Annotated in this window: 11 protein-coding genes; 7 read left to right on the forward strand and 4 right to left on the reverse strand. The window is 65.8% G+C overall.

Annotated elements, in window-relative coordinates; genetic code table 11:
* Positions 1 to 224 precede the first annotated feature (224 nt).
* Together AC629_RS23285 and AC629_RS23290 are read left to right on the forward strand one after the other, a co-directional pair.
* The gene (locus AC629_RS23285; protein ID WP_084807293.1) at positions 225 to 1,598 is read left to right on the forward strand and encodes a cation-efflux pump; all 1,374 of its coding nucleotides are present in this window, start codon (positions 225 to 227) and stop codon (positions 1,596 to 1,598) included.
* A gap of 225 nt (positions 1,599 to 1,823) precedes the next feature.
* The gene (locus tag AC629_RS23290) at positions 1,824 to 4,151 is read left to right on the forward strand and encodes a PAS domain-containing sensor histidine kinase (protein WP_084807294.1); all 2,328 of its coding nucleotides are present in this window, start codon (positions 1,824 to 1,826) and stop codon (positions 4,149 to 4,151) included.
* A gap of 3 nt (positions 4,152 to 4,154) precedes the next feature.
* Here AC629_RS23290 and AC629_RS23295 read toward each other — a convergent pair whose 3' ends face one another.
* Positions 4,155 to 5,048: a LysR family transcriptional regulator gene (locus AC629_RS23295; RefSeq protein ID WP_084807295.1), complete on the reverse strand. Its 894-nt coding sequence runs from the start codon at positions 5,046 to 5,048 to the stop codon at positions 4,155 to 4,157.
* 222 nt (positions 5,049 to 5,270) lie between these two features.
* Here AC629_RS23295 and AC629_RS23300 point away from each other — a divergent pair, with 222 nt between their 5' ends.
* Genes AC629_RS23300 through AC629_RS23320 form a run of 5 tightly spaced genes read left to right on the forward strand, consistent with a single transcriptional unit; the run spans position 5,271 to position 11,254 of the window.
* Entirely contained in the window at positions 5,271 to 5,759 is a 489-nt protein-coding gene (locus AC629_RS23300; RefSeq protein WP_084807296.1) for a formate dehydrogenase subunit gamma, read from the forward strand.
* Positions 5,756 to 7,312, forward strand: a complete 1,557-nt coding sequence (locus tag AC629_RS23305; RefSeq protein WP_084807297.1) for a formate dehydrogenase beta subunit — start codon at positions 5,756 to 5,758, stop codon at positions 7,310 to 7,312. The genes AC629_RS23300 and AC629_RS23305 overlap by 4 nt, the downstream gene beginning before the upstream one ends.
* Before the next feature lie 10 nt (positions 7,313 to 7,322).
* Positions 7,323 to 10,196, forward strand: coding sequence for a formate dehydrogenase subunit alpha (fdhF, locus tag AC629_RS23310; protein ID WP_084807298.1), 2,874 nt, complete (start codon positions 7,323 to 7,325; stop codon positions 10,194 to 10,196).
* Positions 10,197 to 10,200: 4 nt separating this feature from the next.
* The gene (gene fdhD / locus AC629_RS23315) at positions 10,201 to 11,031 is read left to right on the forward strand and encodes a formate dehydrogenase accessory sulfurtransferase FdhD (RefSeq protein WP_084807319.1); all 831 of its coding nucleotides are present in this window, start codon (positions 10,201 to 10,203) and stop codon (positions 11,029 to 11,031) included.
* Positions 11,021 to 11,254: a formate dehydrogenase subunit delta gene (locus AC629_RS23320; protein WP_084807299.1), complete on the forward strand. Its 234-nt coding sequence runs from the start codon at positions 11,021 to 11,023 to the stop codon at positions 11,252 to 11,254. Before fdhD ends, AC629_RS23320 begins: the two co-directional genes overlap by 11 nt.
* Here the strand turns inward: AC629_RS23320 and AC629_RS23325 are convergent.
* From AC629_RS23325 to AC629_RS23335, 3 genes are read right to left on the reverse strand one after another with little or no spacing between them, the layout of a single operon-like run.
* Positions 11,229 to 14,198 (reverse strand): bifunctional [glutamine synthetase] adenylyltransferase/[glutamine synthetase]-adenylyl-L-tyrosine phosphorylase, encoded by a 2,970-nt coding sequence (locus AC629_RS23325; protein WP_084807300.1) that lies wholly within the window; start codon positions 14,196 to 14,198, stop codon positions 11,229 to 11,231. The two genes, AC629_RS23320 and AC629_RS23325, sit on opposite strands and share 26 nt — an antisense overlap.
* Complete coding sequence (locus tag AC629_RS23330) at positions 14,195 to 15,655, reverse strand: sensor histidine kinase (RefSeq protein WP_084807301.1); 1,461 nt, start codon at positions 15,653 to 15,655, stop codon at positions 14,195 to 14,197. The genes AC629_RS23325 and AC629_RS23330 overlap by 4 nt, the downstream gene beginning before the upstream one ends.
* Positions 15,639 to 16,319, reverse strand: a complete 681-nt coding sequence (locus AC629_RS23335; protein ID WP_074116584.1) for a response regulator transcription factor — start codon at positions 16,317 to 16,319, stop codon at positions 15,639 to 15,641. Before AC629_RS23335 ends, AC629_RS23330 begins: the two co-directional genes overlap by 17 nt.
* Positions 16,320 to 16,391: the final 72 nt, after the last annotated feature.

Here is a 16,391-nt window from a genome sequence, read left to right on the forward strand (position 1 = left end):
CGGCACGCCTCTCTCCGCTCGTCATGGCTGGGCAAAAGCGCGAAGCACGTCTTCATCTAAATGTCCCGGCCATCCACGTCTTTGGCGCGGCACGAAGAACGTTGATCCCCGGGACAAGCCCGGGCATGACGGTGAGAGGGCCGGCGTCGCTCCTGCAACTCACTAGCGACTACACGTGCGGACTGCCGCTTGATGTTCGGCCGGGGGCTGCTAAATCCCCGGCCATGACCTCTCAGCACAGCAAGACATCGGTCGCAGCGATCTCGATCTTCGCCAGCGGCGGCATGGCGGCGGCCAAATTCGTGGTCGGCATCGCGATTGGCTCGCTCGCACTGATCTCCGAGGCCCTGCACTCCTCGATCGACCTGGTCGCGACCATCATCACCTGGGCGGTGGTGCGGGTGTCCGACAAGCCGGCGGACGACGAGCACCACTATGGCCACGGCAAGCTGGAGAGCATCTCCGCGCTCGGCGTCACCGCCCTGCTCTATGTGCTCGCCGGCGGCATCCTGGTCGAGGCCTATAGCCGGCTGCGCGAGGGAACCCCGCCGCCGACCATCTCGGCCGTGCCGTTCGTCGTGCTGGTGATCGACATCGCCGTCAATCTCTGGCGCGCCCGCGCCCTGCATCGTGCCGCGCGGGAGACGCGGAGCCAGGCACTCGCCGCCGATGCGCTCCATTTCGCCTCCGACGTCATGGGCTCCTTCGCCGTGATCGTGGGCCTGATCCTCGCCGCCCTCGGCTTCTGGTGGGGCGACGCGGCGGCCGCCGCTGCGGTGGCCGTGATGATCGCCCTGCTCGGACTGCGCATGGCCGGCTCGACCGTGCAGACGCTGGTCGACCGCGCCCCGGAAGGCGCGCAGGCAAAGGCCACGGCCGCGATCCGCAGCGTTCCCGGCGTGATCGACGTCGAGCGCCTGCGCGTGCGCATGGTCGGGGCCACCACGTTCATCGACACCATCGCCAATGTACCGCGGACCTATCCGATCGACCGCGTCGAGGACATCAAGCGCAACGCGCAGGCGGCCGTAACCAAGGCCTTCGGCGATGCCGATCTCAGCTTCACGGCCGTCCCCGTCGCCCGCAACAACGAGACCGTGCGCGACCGCATCATGGTGATCGCCCGCAATTCGGGCCTCGCCATCCACCACGTCACGGTGCATGACCTCGGCGCCAAGCTGATCGTGGGCATAGACCTCGAGGTCGACGCCGACATGCAGCTTCACGCCGCCCACGACGTCGCCAACACGCTGGAGCGCAACATCCAGGAGGAATTCGGCGAGGACGTCGAGGTCGACGTCCATATCGAGCCCCTGCAACCGGAACTGCCGTTCGGGGTCGATGCCGCGCCGGAACGGGTGCAGGCCATCGCCGCCGCCCTCACCGGCTATGCCGCCGGCGGCCAGATCCACGACATTCACAATGTCCGCGTCCGCAACACCGATGCCGGCGAGATCGTGAACTTCCATTGCCGCGCTGCGCCATCGATGAGCGTGATCAAGGTGCACGAGCAGGTCGACGCGATCGAGCGCGCGCTGCGTCGCGCCTACCCGAGCGTGAAGCGCGTCATCAGTCACGCTGAGCCGCCGCGCGCGTGACGCAGAACGCGCGAGGAGCCACACGTTCGCGTTTCGGACTCACCGCGCAGGTCGATTTGCGGACGCACGAGACGCAAACTCTCCATTGGATAAGATTTATTTCGCGTTAACGTTTCGTTGACTCTCGACAGCCCGGGAAAACTGGATTCAAATCGGTGTGATTCGAAAGCGATGTGGGGCTGCTTTCGAAATTAGTCGCAGCAGGGTTTCCAGGGGGCAGAAGGCATGGCGCGCGCAGACGCAGCGAACGCGTGCGTGCAATCCGATTCGATCAAGGGATTGGCGCAATCGATCGCGAAACCTGCCTATCATCGGCTCCTGATCGCGGAGCCGGCGCTGCGCCGTGCCGTGCCGACTCTCATCATCGCTTTCCTGATCACGATTTGCCTCGGCGCGTTCGTCCAGGTCACCGACCAGACGCGCCAAAAGCGGCTGGTGATCCAGCACGACATCTCGGCGCTCGCCGACCTGCTGGCCGAGCGCATCGACCACCTCACCTCATCGCGGCTGGAGCGGCAGAAGAACATCGAGCATCTGCCGGCGCTGCTGCCCGACCTGATTCCTTCCTGGGGCATGGCCACGGGCCGCCACGTCATCGTCACTTCGGCCGGCATCGACCGCCGCATCCTCGCCCGCATTCCGATCGACAGCGACCCGACCGGCAATGACCGCCTGCTCGATGCGATCACGACGGCCCAATTGATCGCGGCACCGCCGCGGGACAACAGCATCTCCGACATGACGCTGCCGAACGGCAACGCCGCGATCGCAACCTCGCGGCAGGTCAAGTCGATGCCCGGCTTCGTCACCGTGATCCAGGAACGCAACGAGCCGATCTGGGGCTCGGACGCCGCGCTCTCGGTGACGCTGTCGGCGACCACAGGCTTCGTCGTCCTGATTCTGGGCTTCGCCTTCCACTGGCAGTCGACCCGGGCCCGCGAGGGTGATCTCATCAACGACGCCGTGCGCGGCCGGATCGATACCGCACTCAACCGCGGCCGCTGCGGGCTGTGGGACTGGGATCTGTCGCGCGGCAGGATCTTCTGGTCACAGTCGATGTTCTCGATGCTCGGCCTCGACGGCCGCAACGAGCTTCTCACCTTCGGCGAGGTCAATGCCCTGGTGAAGTCCGACGACATCGACCTGTTCGAGATCGCCGACCAGCTCATCTCCGAGAAGATCGACCACATCGACCAGACCTTCCGCATGCAGCATGTCGACGGCCACTGGATCTGGCTTCGCGTCCGCTGCGAAAAGACGCGCGGCGCGACCGATTCCAGCGTGCACCTGATCGGAATCGCGGTTGACATCACCGAGCAGAAAAGCCTCGCCCAGAAGACTGTCGAAGCCGATTTGCGCCTGCGCGACGCGATCGAGACCATTCCGGAAGCGTTCGTGCTGTGGGACGCGAGCGACCGCCTCGTGCTCTGCAACTCGCACTTCCAGCGCCTGCACAAGCTGCCCGACAGCGCCGTCATCCCCGGCACCTCCTACGAGACGGTGCTCGAGGTCGGCCGCATGCCGGAGGTGCGCACGCGCCACAACGAGACCGCAAGCCAGGCCCCAGGCGCGCGCACCTTCGAGGCGCAGCTCGACGACGGCAGCTGGCTACATATCAGCGAGCGCCGCACCAAGGACGGCGGCTACGTCTCGGTCGGCACCGACATCACCCGTATCAAGGAGCACGAGCAGAAGCTGGTCGACAACGATCTGCGCCTGCGCGCCACCGTCATCGATCTGAAGCGCTCCCAGGCTGCGCTGGAGTGCCAGACAATCGAGCTCGCCGATCTCGCCGAGAAGTATCAGCGCGAGAAGACCCGCGCCGAGGAAGCCAACCAGACCAAGTCGAAGTTCCTCGCCAATATGAGCCACGAGCTGCGCACGCCGCTCAACGCGATCATCGGCTTCTCCGAGATCATGGGCTCGGGCATGTTCGGCGAACTCGGCTCGGAAAAGTACCAGGAATACTGCCAGGACATCCTGACCAGCGGCCACTATCTGCTCGAGGTCATCAACGACATCCTCGACATGTCCAAGATCGAGGCTGGCCGCATGAAGCTCGATATGGAAGAGCTCGATTTGGCGAAGACGCTGGCCGAATCCTTGCGGGTCGTCAGCGGCCGGGCTCAGGACAAGGACCTGACGCTCGACGCCGATATCGCAAAATCAATCTCCGTCGTAGCCGACCGCCGCGCCACCAAGCAGATCATCGTCAACCTGCTCTCCAACGCGGTGAAGTTCACACCCGACGGCGGACGTGTCGTGGTCCGCAGCCGGCAGCTCGACGACAGCGTCGTGCTGATGATCGCCGACACGGGCATCGGTATCGCGCAACATTCGCTGGCGCGGCTCGGCCGCCCGTTCGAGCAGGTCGAGAGCCAGCTCACCAAGACCTATCACGGCTCCGGGCTTGGGCTCGCGATCGCGCGCTCGCTCGCACAGCTCCATGGCGGCTCGATGCGGCTGCGCTCGAAGATCGATGTGGGCACGGTCGTCCGCGTGACCCTGCCGCGCGATGCGGCCAAGGCGGCCAAGATATCGGCTGCGGCCTGAACCCTACAATTGCAGCGTCGGCGCCACTTCCCGCGCGACATTGACCAGCGCCGCGATCAGTGGCGTCATCGGATCGCGCTGCGGGATCACCATGCCGATGCTGTAATTGACGTCAGGATCGGTGATCGGGATCGAGCGCACCGTATCGGAAAGGCCGAGCGTCTCGGCGAGCTTGGCGGGCATCACGCTCGCCCAACGCCCCGTCTTCACATGCGTGAACAGCACGAGCAGCGAGTTCGAGGTCAGCGTCGGCGTCGCCTCCGCGCCGACCGAGCGTAACGCGCGGTCGATGATGCGGCGGTTCTGCATGTCGGGCGTCAGAAGGCACAGCGGCACCTGCCCGACCTCCTTCCATGTCACCGTCTCTCGGTCGCCGAACATTCCGTCGGGCGCGGTCAGCAGGCGGTAGCTCTCGTTGTAGAGCGGTATGGTGCGTACCTTGCCGATCGGCTCGTTCTCGATATAGGTCAGCCCCGCATCGACCTCGAGATTTTCGAGGAGTCCCAGCACCTCGGAGGAGGTGGTGGACTGAATGCGGAAGCGCACCTCGGGATGCCTTGCGCGGAACGGCGTCGTCAGCGCGGCGACCATGCCGAGCACGGTCGGGATCGCGGCAATGCGGATCTCGCCGGAGAGCTTGTCCTTCAGAGAGTTGATCTCCTGGCGCATCGCGCGGGCATCGCCCACAATGCGGCGCGCCCAGTCGAGCGCCCGCTCGCCTTCGGGAGTGAAGCCCTGGAACCGTGACCCGCGCTGAACCAGCATCACGCCGAGAATTTCCTCGAGCTGCTTCAGCCCGGTCGACATCGTCGGTTGCGTCACGCCGCAAGCCTCCGCTGCGCGTCCGAAATGTCGCTCCTTCGCCAGCGCCAGCAGCAGTTCAAGCTTGTCGATCAACCGGTCGTCCCCTCGGATTTTGCCTTGGCATACAAGCTAGCACGCTAGACCCTGCCCAACACGTAAAAATCGCTCGGCTACGGCGCCGATTGCGATTTCATATCGACCGATCACCTTCGCCAATCGATCAGAATCCGCAATCGCAGCATGAGACAGCTTTATTGATCTTCGAACGATTCCAAATAGTTTGCCGCGAAGGAACGCTCTGGTTGAGAACGAAAAATGACAGCCGTTTACGAGCCGATTTACGAGCCTTGGGACGAGACGCGCGGCGCCGAAATCATCGCCGAACATGCCAAGCAAGAAGGCGCAACGCTCGTCATCCTGCACGCCCTTCAAGAGGCATTCGGATATGTGCCGGAGGCGGCCATTCCCATGGTCGCGCAGGCGCTGAACCTGTCGCGCGCCGAAGTCCACGGCGTGTTCACATTCTACCATGATTTCAGGCGCAAGCCCGCCGGCCGCCATGTGCTGAAGCTGTGCCGAGCCGAGGCCTGTCAGGCTGCGGGTGGCGATGCGCTGGCTGCGCGCGCGGAGGCAAGGCTTGGCGTATCGCTCGGCAACACGACCGCAGATGATCTCGTCACGCTGGAGCCAATCTACTGCCTCGGGCTGTGCGCGACTGCGCCGTCCGCGATGCTCGATGGCCGCCTCATCGGACGGCTCGACGAGAAGCGCCTCGATGCACTGGTTGCGGAGGCTCAGCGATGAGCATGCGTCTCTTCGTTTCACGCGATGCAGCTGCGGTTGCCGTCGGCGCCGACGAGGTTGCATTGGCGCTCGAACAGGCTGCGGCCAAGCGTGGCGTGACGGTCGAGATCGTCAGGACCGGCTCGCGCGGCATGTATTGGCTGGAGCCGCTGGTCGAGGTTGCAACGCCGCAGGGCCGGATCGCCTTCGGCCCGGTTACCGAGACCGATGTGCCCTCCCTGCTCGATGCGCTCGCCAGCAACACACCGCATCTGCTGCGATTAGGAACAACTGACGAGATCCCCTGGCTCAAGCGCCAGACCCGCCTCACCTTCGCGCGCTGCGGCGTGATCGACCCGCGCTCGCTCGAGGACTATCGCGCCCATGGCGGCTACAAGGGCCTGCAGCGCGCGCTGTCGCTCGGCTCGGACGCGATCCTCAACGAAGTGACGGCATCCGGCCTGCGCGGCCGCGGCGGCGCGGGCTTCCCGACCGGCATCAAGTGGAAAACGGTCGCCCAGACGAAGGCCGATCGCAAGTTCATCGTCTGCAATGCCGACGAAGGGGACAGCGGTACGTTTGCTGACCGCATGATTATGGAAGGCGATCCCTTCCTCGTCATCGAGGGTATGACGACCGCCGGCATCACCGTCGGCGCGACCAAGGGCTATATCTACATCCGCAGCGAGTATCCGCATGCCGTCCAAGCGATGAATGCCGCGATCGTGGCGGCGAAGCGCGGCAGCTATCTCGGCGACAGGATCGGCGGCTCCACATACAGCTTCGACCTCGAAGTGCGCGTCGGCGCAGGCGCCTATGTCTGCGGCGAGGAAACCTCGTTGCTAGAGAGCCTCGAAGGCCGCCGCGGCATCGTGCGAGCGAAGCCGCCGCTGCCGGCGCATCAAGGCCTGTTCGGCAAGCCGACCGTCATCAACAACGTGCTGTCGTTCGCCGCCATCCCCTTCATTCTCGCCGAAGGCGCCAAGGCCTATGCGGATTTCGGCATGGGCCGTTCCCGTGGCACGATGCCGATCCAACTCGCCGGTAACATCCGCCATGGCGGACTGTTCGAGACGGCGTTCGGCGTGACGCTCGGCGAACTCGTCGACGACATCGGCGGCGGCACTTTGACGGGACGTCCGGTCCGCGCGGTGCAGGTCGGCGGACCGCTCGGCGCCTACTTCCCGCGCGCGCTGTTCGACACGCCGTTCGACTACGAGGCCTTTGCCGCGCGCGACGGTCTGATCGGCCATGGCGGCATCGTCGTGTTCGACGACAGCGTCGACATGCGCAAGCAGGCGCGTTTCGCGATGGAGTTCTGCGCGATCGAGTCCTGCGGCAAGTGCACGCCCTGCCGCATCGGCTCGACCCGGGGCGTCGAGACCATCGAGAAGATCATCAACGGCGAGCGCGTGAGCGAAAACCTCGCGCTTGTCGAGGACCTCTGCAACACCATGAAATTCGGCTCACTCTGCGCACTCGGCGGCTTCACGCCCTACCCGGTGCTCAGCGCATTGAAGCATTTCCGGGAAGACTTCGTCTCGGCGCCGACCACGCTTCAGGCCGCGGAATAGGAGAACGAGAATGTCTCTGATCGAAGAAATCGACTTCGGCACGCCGCGCTCCAGATCGGAAACGATGGTGACGCTGACCATCGACGGCAAGCAGGTCTCGGTGCCCGAGGGCACCTCGATCATGCGCGCGGCGATGGACGCCGGCCACCAGATCCCAAAGCTCTGCGCCACCGACATGATCGACGCCTTCGGCTCCTGCCGCCTCTGCCTGGTCGAGATCGAGGGCCGCGCCGGCACGCCGGCCTCCTGCACCACGCCGGTGATGAACGGCCTCGTCGTGCACACCCAGACCGAGCGGCTGAAGAAGCTGCGCAAGGGCGTGATGGAACTCTACATCTCCGACCATCCACTTGACTGCCTCACCTGCGGCGCCAACGGCGATTGCGAGTTGCAGGACATGGCCGGCGCCGTCGGCCTGCGCGACGTGCGCTACGGCTACGGGGGCGAGAATCACGTCTTCGCCAAGTCCAACGGCGATGTGGATCCGGCCTGGATGCCGAAGGACGAGTCCAACCCCTACTTCACCTACGATCCCTCGAAGTGCATCGTCTGCTCGCGCTGCGTCCGCGCCTGCGAGGAAGTGCAAGGTACCTTCGCGCTGACGATCTCGGGCCGCGGCTTCGACAGCCGTGTCTCGCCCGGCATGAGCGAGAGCTTCCTCGGCTCCGAATGCGTCTCCTGCGGCGCCTGCGTGCAGGCCTGCCCCACCGCGACGCTGACGGAAAAGTCGGTGATCGAGATCGGCCAGCCCGAGCACTCCGTCGTCACCACCTGCGCCTATTGCGGCGTCGGTTGCGCTTTCAAGGCCGAGATGCGCGGCGAGGAAGTGGTGCGCATGGTGCCCTGGAAGGACGGCAAGGCCAATCGCGGCCATTCCTGCGTCAAGGGCCGCTTCGCCTGGGGCTACACCAACCACAAGGAACGTATCCTCAAGCCGATGATCCGCGAGCGGATCGAAGATCCCTGGCGCGAGGTGTCCTGGGATGAGGCGTTCTCGTTCGCCGCCGCCAAGATGCGCGGCATCCAGAAAAAGTACGGCCGCGACGCCATCGGCGGCATCACCTCGTCCCGCTGCACCAACGAGGAAACCTATCTGGTGCAGAAGCTGATCCGCGCCGGCTTCGGCAACAACAATGTCGACACCTGCGCCCGCGTCTGCCACTCGCCGACCGGCTATGGCCTCGCGACCACCTTCGGCACCTCTGCCGGCACGCAGGATTTCGACTCGGTCGAGGAGACCGATGTCGTCGTAATCATCGGCGCCAACCCGGCCTCGGCGCACCCGGTGTTCGCCTCGCGGCTGAAGAAGCGGCTGCGCCAGGGCGCAAAGCTGATCGTGATCGATCCGCGCCGCACCGAGATGGTGGAATCACCCCATGTGAAGGCGCTGCACCTGCCCCTGATGCCCGGCACCAACGTCGCTGTCATGACGGCACTGGCGCATGTCATCGTCACCGAAGGCCTCGTCAATGAAGCCTTCGTCCGCGAGCGCTGCGACTGGAGCGAGTTCGAGGAATGGGCGGCCTTCGTCGCCCAGCCGAACAACAGCCCGGAGGCCACCGCAATCCTCACCGGCGTCGATCCCAAGGCGCTGCGCGAGGCGGCGCGGACCTACGCCACCGGCGGCAACGGCGCGATCTATTATGGGCTCGGCGTCACCGAGCACAGCCAGGGCTCAACGACCGTGATCGCGATCGCCAACCTCGCGATGGCGACCGGCAATATCGGCCGTCCCGGTGTCGGCGTGAACCCGCTGCGCGGCCAAAACAACGTGCAGGGCTCCTGCGACATGGGCTCCTTCCCGCACGAGCTCCCCGGCTACCGCCACATCGCGGGCGATGCCGTGCGCGAGCAGTTCGAGGCGATGTGGGACGTCAAGCTCAACCCGGAACCGGGTCTGCGCATTCCCAACATGTTCGATGCCGCGGTCGAAGGCACGTTCATGGGCATCTACTTGCAGGGCGAGGACATCCTCCAGTCCGATCCGAACACCTCTCACGTCGTGGCGGCGCTGTCGGCGATGGAATGCGTCATCGTCCACGACCTCTTCCTCAACGAAACCGCGAACTACGCCCACGTCTTCCTGCCCGGCTCGAGCTTCCTCGAGAAGGACGGCACCTTCACCAACGCCGAGCGCCGTATCCAGCGCGTGCGCAAGGTGATGACGCCGAAGAACGGCATGGCCGACTGGGAGGTCACGATCGCGCTCGCCAAGGCCATGGGCTTCGAGATGAAATACAATCATCCCTCCGAGATCATGGACGAGATCGCGGCGCTGACGCCGACCTTCGCCGGCGTCTCCTACGCCAAGCTCGAAGAGGTCGGCTCGGTGCAGTGGCCCTGCAACGAGAAGGCGCCCGAGGGTACGCCCGTGATGCACATTGACGGCTTCGTCCGCGGCAAGGGCAAATTCGTCGTCACTGAATATATCGCGACCGACGAGCGAACCGGCCCGCGCTATCCGCTGCTGCTGACCACGGGCCGCATCCTCAGCCAGTACAATGTCGGCGCGCAGACCCGGCGCACCGAGAACGTGGTCTGGCATGCCGAGGACCGGCTGGAGATCCATCCGCACGATGCCGAGCAGCGCGGCGTGCGCGACGGCGACTGGGTGCGGCTGAAGAGCCGCGCCGGCGAGACCACGCTCCGCGCGGAGATCACCGACCGCGTCGCGCCCGGCGTCGTCTACACCACCTTCCACCACCCGGACACGCAGGCCAACGTCATCACGACAGACTATTCGGACTGGGCAACCAACTGTCCGGAATACAAGGTCACGGCAGTGCAGGTCTCGCCCTCGAACGGCCCGTCGGACTGGCAGAAGGCCTATGACGCGCAGGCGCGGCAATCCCGCCGCATCGCGCCGGCCGAGGCTGCGGAGTAGCGGCATGCACGTGCCGGTCCAAACCATCGACCGCGAGATCTGGCGCGACGGTGTCGCGTCCGAAGGGATGCGGCTGACCCCGGAGGAGACGCCGCTGGCGCTGACCTATAATGGCGGCACCTACGCCGTCATGATGGGAACGCCGCAGAACCTGGAGGACTTCGCCGTTGGCTTCAGCCTGAGCGAAGGCATCGTCAGATCGGCCGACGACATCCGGTCGCTCGACGTAGTCCGCCTCGACGACGGCATCGAGTTGCGCATGTGGCTTGCGCCGGAACAGGCCGCGCGCATCAGCGAGCGCCGTCGCCACATTGCTGGGCCAACCGGCTGCGGCATCTGCGGCATCGAGTCCATTGCCGAAGCCGTGCGGCCCGCAGCCATCGTGCCGCGAGGGCAGACCTTCACGCCCGCGCAGATCATGACGGCGATGCAGGCCATCGCGCCGCTGCAATCGATCAACCGGCAAACCCGCGCCGTTCACGCCGCCGCGTTCTGGTCCCCTGCCTGGGGTGGCATCGTCGCGCTGCGCGAGGATGTCGGCCGCCACAATGCGCTCGACAAGGTCGCCGGAGCCCTGGCGCGCAGCCGGTCGGATGCGGGCGCCGGCATGGTGCTGCTGACGAGCCGCGTCTCGGTGGAGATGGTTCAGAAGACCGCAGCGATCGGCGCACCGGTGATGGTCGCGGTCTCCGCGCCCACCGCGCTTGCGGTCCGCACGGCGGAAGCCGCCGGAATCACGCTGATCGCCATTGCCCGCCAGGACGGGTTCGAAGTGTTTTCGCATGGCAGCCGGGTTGTCCGCCGCCATGCCGAGGAGGTTGCCGATGTCGCCTGACCGCCTGATCTACATGGCCAACCAGATCGGCACGTTCTTCCGAAGCCAGGGGCACGACAAGGCCGTGCCGGGGATTGCCGAGCACATCAAGAAATTCTGGGATCCCCGCATGAAGCGCGCGATCTTCGCCCATCTCGACGCGGGCGGCGCGGGCCTGGAGCCGAACGTGCTCGAAGCCCTCACCACGCTGAAGCAGGTTACGTCCCTTCCAGAAGCGCGCTGAACACCCGACGCACCTCGGTCTGCGTCTCCTTCACGCGCGCCTCCAGCGACGAGAAATCCGGCGCATCGCCGGCGCGTGCCATCACGCGCTGGAGATCAGTGCCGGCGGTTTCCGGCTTGAAGCGGTCGCTGACGCAGAGCCGCAGGATCTGCGTCAGATCGTGATAGAGCCGCGCTGCGGCACGGAGGATCTCGGCCTCCGAATGCGGGAGCACGCCGAGCTTGGCGGCATTGTCCAGCACCTGCATCGTACTGATGTCGAGAATCTCCGGCTTGTCATGGGCGTGCACGAGCTGGAGATATTGCGCGATGAAGTCGATGTCGACCATGCCGCCGGCGGCGTATTTGAGATCCCAATGGTCGCTCTCGCCCTTCTCCTGCGCGATCGCCCGCCGCATGTCGGCAACATCGTTGGCGATGATGCCCTGGTCGCGGCGGCGGGTCAGCACCTCGCGGATGATGCCCTCGATCCGCTCGCGGAATTCAGGAGATGCCGACACCACGCGGGCACGCGTCAGGGCCATATGCTCCCAGGTCCAGGCCTCGTTGGCCTGGTAGTCCGCGAAGGAGGCAAGGCTCGAGGCCACGGGGCCGGCGCGCCCCGACGGGCGCAGCCGCATGTCGATCTCGTAGAGCACGCCGTAATTAGTGCGCGTGGTGAAGGCACTGATCAGGCGCTGGGTGAAGCGCGCGAAGTAATGTGCCCCCTGCAGCGACTTCGGCCCATCCGAGTCCGGATTTTCGCTGTCGAAATCGTAGAGCAGGATCAGGTCGAGGTCGGATGACGCGGTCATCTCGCGACTGCCGAGGCGGCCCATCGCGATGATCGCGGTCTCCTGCCCCTTGATCCGGCCGTGCTGGGCGGCGAAGCGATCGGCGACGAGGCCATGCACGGTATGGACGATGCCTTCAGCGACGTCCGCAAAAGCCGTGCTCGCCTGCTGCGCCGAGACCGTGCCGGACAGGATTCGCGTGCCGATCAGGAACAGGCTCTCCTGCCCGAACAGGCGCAGGCGATCGAGGAACTCTTCATAGGAGCCGGCATCCTGCACGGTGGCCGCGAGCCGCGCCGACAATTCGTGCCTGTCCGGCATCGCGCCGAAGAAGCGCGGATCGATCAGGCCGTCCATGAGCTGCGGCTTCCGGGCCAGCATCTCGCCGAGCCGCGGCGCCGCGCCCAGCACCAGCGCCACGAGCGCGACGAGATCGCGGTTCTGGCCAAGCAGCGTGATCAGCCGGCCGCCGCGTTGCAACGCCTGGAGGAATTGATCGAACGCAACGACGGCGCGGTCCGGCTCCTCGGCACGCGCAAGACCGTCGATCAGGGCCGGCACGAATTCGACGAAAGCACTTCGCGTCTGGTCGTTGCGGAACACACGATACTCACCGGTGATCCAGTCGCGGACCGTCTGCGCGACCGCGGCCGGCTTCTTGAAGCCGAGCGTCGTCAGATATTGCAGCAGGCGCGGATCGTCGGGACCCGCGCTGTAGTCAAGCGCCGGCAGTTTCGCCGTCCCGGTCGGATCGTCGCCCTCGAACAGTTTTCCGTAGTGCCCTTGGACGATCTCGAGCTGCCGCAGCAGATCACGAGCAAAGGCCTCACGGTTTGCATAGCCGAAGAACAAAGCAAAGCGCTCAACCGCCTCCTTCTCCTCGGGCAGCGCATGGGTCTGCTCGTCCGCGATCATCTGGATGCGGTGCTCGACCCGGCGCAGGAATTCGTAGGCCGTCGTCAGTTCGTCGCGCGCCGCAGAGGTGATCCAGTTGCTGGACGCTAGGATGTCGAGCGCGGCCAGCGTCGGCCTCACCCGCAGCTCCGGATGACGACCGCCGGCGATCAACTGCTGCGTCTGCGCGAAGAACTCGATCTCGCGGATGCCGCCGCGACCGACCTTGACGTTGTGGCCCTCGACCGCGATCTCGCTCTGGCCGCGATAGGTCTGCATCTGCCGCTTCATGTCGTGGACGTCGGCGAGCGCGGCGAAGTCGAGATGCTTGCGCCAGACGAAGGGTGCGATTTCGGCGAGCAGCGCCTCGCCCGCCCTGGGATCGCCGGCGCAGGCGCGCGCCTTGATCATCGCCGCGCGCTCCCAGGTGCGCCCCTCCCGCTCGTAGTAGTTCAGCGCGGCGTCCCGGGAGATCGCCACCTGCGTCGAGGACGGATCGGGGCGCAGCCGCAGATCGACACGGAAGACGTAGCCGTCATAGGTACGCTGCTGGAGGATGCGTGCCATCCCCTGCGTCACGCGGACGAAGAACGGCTGCGGCTCGATATCCGGCGCCAGTGTCGTGGCCTCGGGATCGAAGAACACGATGAGATCGATATCGCTGGAATAGTTCAGCTCGCCCGCGCCCATCTTGCCCATGGCGAGCACGATCAGGCCGCAGCCCTCCTCGGGCGCCTCGGGGTTGGGCGGCGACAGCTTTCCACGTGCGGCTTCCTGCCGCAGCAGGTACTGGAGCGCCGCCTGCACCGAGGAAACCGCGACGTCGGTCAGCGCCGCCGTCACCCGCATCACCGGCCAGACCCCGCCGATGTCACACAGCGCGGTCAGGAGCGCCGCCTCCGCCTTCATGCGGCGGAGCAGCCGCATCACTTCGGCCTCGTCAGCCGCCGCGAGCACCGCGCCCCGCGCCTCCGCGATCAGCGCCGGCAGATGCGCATCCGGATCGCATTCGAGCAGCCGGATCAGGCGCAGCGCATCGGCGCGCACCAGATCGAACAGATAGGGCGAGAATTCCGCGATGCCGGTCAGGATATCCCGCGCGAAGGGATGGGTCAGCAGGGCCTCGATACGCGCCGATTGTGCCGGCTCGAGCTCGGCCAGCCAGTTCTCAAAACGTCGTTCCTCGGTTGCGGAAGCGGCAATATGGGGAGCCTCCGCAAAGCGCGCGGCCAGTCTCTCACCATGCTTGTCCGCGTTTCCCGGCGCGGAGTGGTTCATGCCACCTTCTGTGGCACATCCTGCATTGGAGGGGCAACCCTGTCGCCGGCACCGGCGCGCACCGGGAGCACCAGCGTGGCCACGAGGCCGGGATGGGCGTCACCCAGCCGCAATTCGCCACCATGCAACGTTGCAACTGCCGCGGCCAGGCTGAGGCCGAGGCCGGAGCCCGGCAGCGTGCGGCTGGCCTCCAGCCGCACGAATCGCTCGATGGCATGCTTGCGGTCGGCTTCGGGGATGCCGGGGCCCCGATCCGTGACGCTGAGCAACACCTGATCACCCTCGCGCCTCGCCTCGATCATGATCTGCCGGGCGTCCATGCTGACCACGGTTCCGCCCGTCTGCGCGACCGGCTTGCCGTATTTGATCGCATTCTCGACAAGGTTGGCGAGCGCCTGGCTGATCAATTCGCGGTTGGCGTGAACCGGCGTCGGCTCGGCCTTGACCTTCAGGCTCATGCCGTCGTCCTCGGCGAGCGGCTCGTAAAGCTCGTGAATGCCATTGGCGACATCGGCGGCGTCGAAATCATCCATATTGCCGCGCGCCTGTCCGGACTCGGCGCGCGCGATCATCAGCAGCGCGTTGAAGGTGCGGATCAGCCCGTCGGACTCCTCGATGGTCCGCTCCAGCGCGGCGCGGTAATCGGCCTCGCCGCCCGATTTCGCCAAGGCCTCCTCGGCGCGGTTGCGCAAGCGCGTCAGCGGCGTCTTGAGATCGTGGGCGATGTTGTCGGAGACTTCCTTCAGCCCGACCATCAGCGCCTCGATCCGCTCCAGCATGGCGTTGAGATTCTCGGCGAGTCGGTCGAGTTCGTCGCCGCTGCGCCCCACGGGCAGGCGCTCGCTGAGGTCGCCGGTCATGATGCGATGAGCGGTGCCGGTCATCGCATCGATGCGCGTGAGCACACGGCGCGCCACGAAGATGCCGCCGCCCAGACCCAGCACGACCACGATCAGGATCGACCATTGCGCGGCCTTGGCAACGATGCCGAACAGGCGCCGCCGCTCGTCGAGGTCGCGACCGATCAGGAGCCGGAAGCCGTTTTCGAGCTCGGTGACGCGCACCAGTGCACGGTGATCGCGTTCGTCCGCATCCTCGATCCGCCGATAGGCCGTCTCCGACCATCCTGCCGTCGCCATCACGCCGGGCGCCAACGAGCCGACATTGCCGGCGATCGCCTGCCCGTTCGGCGCGGTCACGAGGTAGAGATTGGCGCCCGGCCGCAGGGCCCGATACTCGATCGCGCGCACGAGGCCGAACAGGCCGCGGCGGCCATAGATCTCGTTGATCTCCGAGGTCTCGGCGTTCACCGTCTGCGTGATCTCTTCGGTGATCAGCCGGCGCGTATTCCAGGCGAAATAGCCGAGCAGCGAGGCCGCGAAAATCGCAAACAGGAACAGGTAGACCAGCGTCAGCCGGAATGCCGTGGTGCGGACGAGTTTACCGAATGCCGTCACGGATCATGTACCCGGCGCCGCGGATCGTGTGCAGCAGCGGCCGCTCAAAACCTTTGTCGATCTTGGAGCGGAGCCGCGAAATGTGCACGTCGATCACGTTGGTCTGCGGATCGAAATGATAGTCCCAGACGTTCTCCAGCAGCATGGTGCGCGTCACCACCTGGCCGGCATGCTTCATCAGGTATTCAAGCAGGCGGAATTCGCGCGGCTGGAGCGTCAGCTCGTCCTTGCCGCGGGCGACGCGATGGGAGAGCCGGTCGAGCTCGAGATCGCCGACGCGGTAGAGCGTGTCCTCGGCCGGACCGCCGCGCCGGCGCGACAGCACCTCGACCCGGGCAAGCAGCTCGGCGAAGGAATAGGGCTTCGGCAGATAATCGTCGCCGCCGGCGCGCAGGCCCTTGATGCGGTCGTCGACCTGCCCGAGCGCGGAGAGAATCAGCACCGGCGTGGCGTTGTCCTTGTCCCGGAGCGCGCCGATCAGCGACAGGCCGTCGCGCTTGGGCAGCATGCGGTCAACCACCAGCACGTCGTAATCGCCGTTCTCGGCCATGGCGAGGCCTTCCTCGCCGTCGGCGGCGTGATCGGCAATGTGTCCCACTTCGCGAAACGCCTTCACGAGGTAATCGGCGGATTCGCGGTCGTCTTCGATGATGAGGAGGCGCATCGTGCGTTCGGCGGCGGTCAAGGGGGTCAACCTTCTCTGAACATGGCGCGAGCGGCAATCGCATGCAAGCCA

The organism is Bradyrhizobium sp. NAS80.1 (genome assembly GCF_001908205.1).
Classification (GTDB): Bacteria; Pseudomonadota; Alphaproteobacteria; order Rhizobiales; family Xanthobacteraceae; genus Bradyrhizobium.

Excerpts from the sequence above, each read along its gene's own strand:
- AC629_RS23285 (WP_084807293.1), top strand. The coding sequence starts at position 225 with ATGACCTCTCAGCACAGCAAGACATCGGTCGCAGCGATCTCGATCTTC.
- AC629_RS23290 (WP_084807294.1), top strand. The coding sequence starts at position 1,824 with ATGGCGCGCGCAGACGCAGCGAACGCGTGCGTGCAATCCGATTCGATC.
- AC629_RS23300 (WP_084807296.1), top strand. The coding sequence starts at position 5,271 with ATGACAGCCGTTTACGAGCCGATTTACGAGCCTTGGGACGAGACGCGC.
- AC629_RS23305 (WP_084807297.1), top strand. The coding sequence starts at position 5,756 with ATGAGCATGCGTCTCTTCGTTTCACGCGATGCAGCTGCGGTTGCCGTC.
- fdhF (WP_084807298.1), top strand. The coding sequence starts at position 7,323 with ATGTCTCTGATCGAAGAAATCGACTTCGGCACGCCGCGCTCCAGATCG.
- fdhD (WP_084807319.1), top strand. The coding sequence starts at position 10,201 with ATGCACGTGCCGGTCCAAACCATCGACCGCGAGATCTGGCGCGACGGT.
- AC629_RS23320 (WP_084807299.1), top strand. The coding sequence starts at position 11,021 with ATGTCGCCTGACCGCCTGATCTACATGGCCAACCAGATCGGCACGTTC.
- AC629_RS23325 (WP_084807300.1), bottom strand. The coding sequence starts at position 14,198 with ATGAACCACTCCGCGCCGGGAAACGCGGACAAGCATGGTGAGAGACTG.
- AC629_RS23335 (WP_074116584.1), bottom strand. The coding sequence starts at position 16,319 with ATGCGCCTCCTCATCATCGAAGACGACCGCGAATCCGCCGATTACCTC.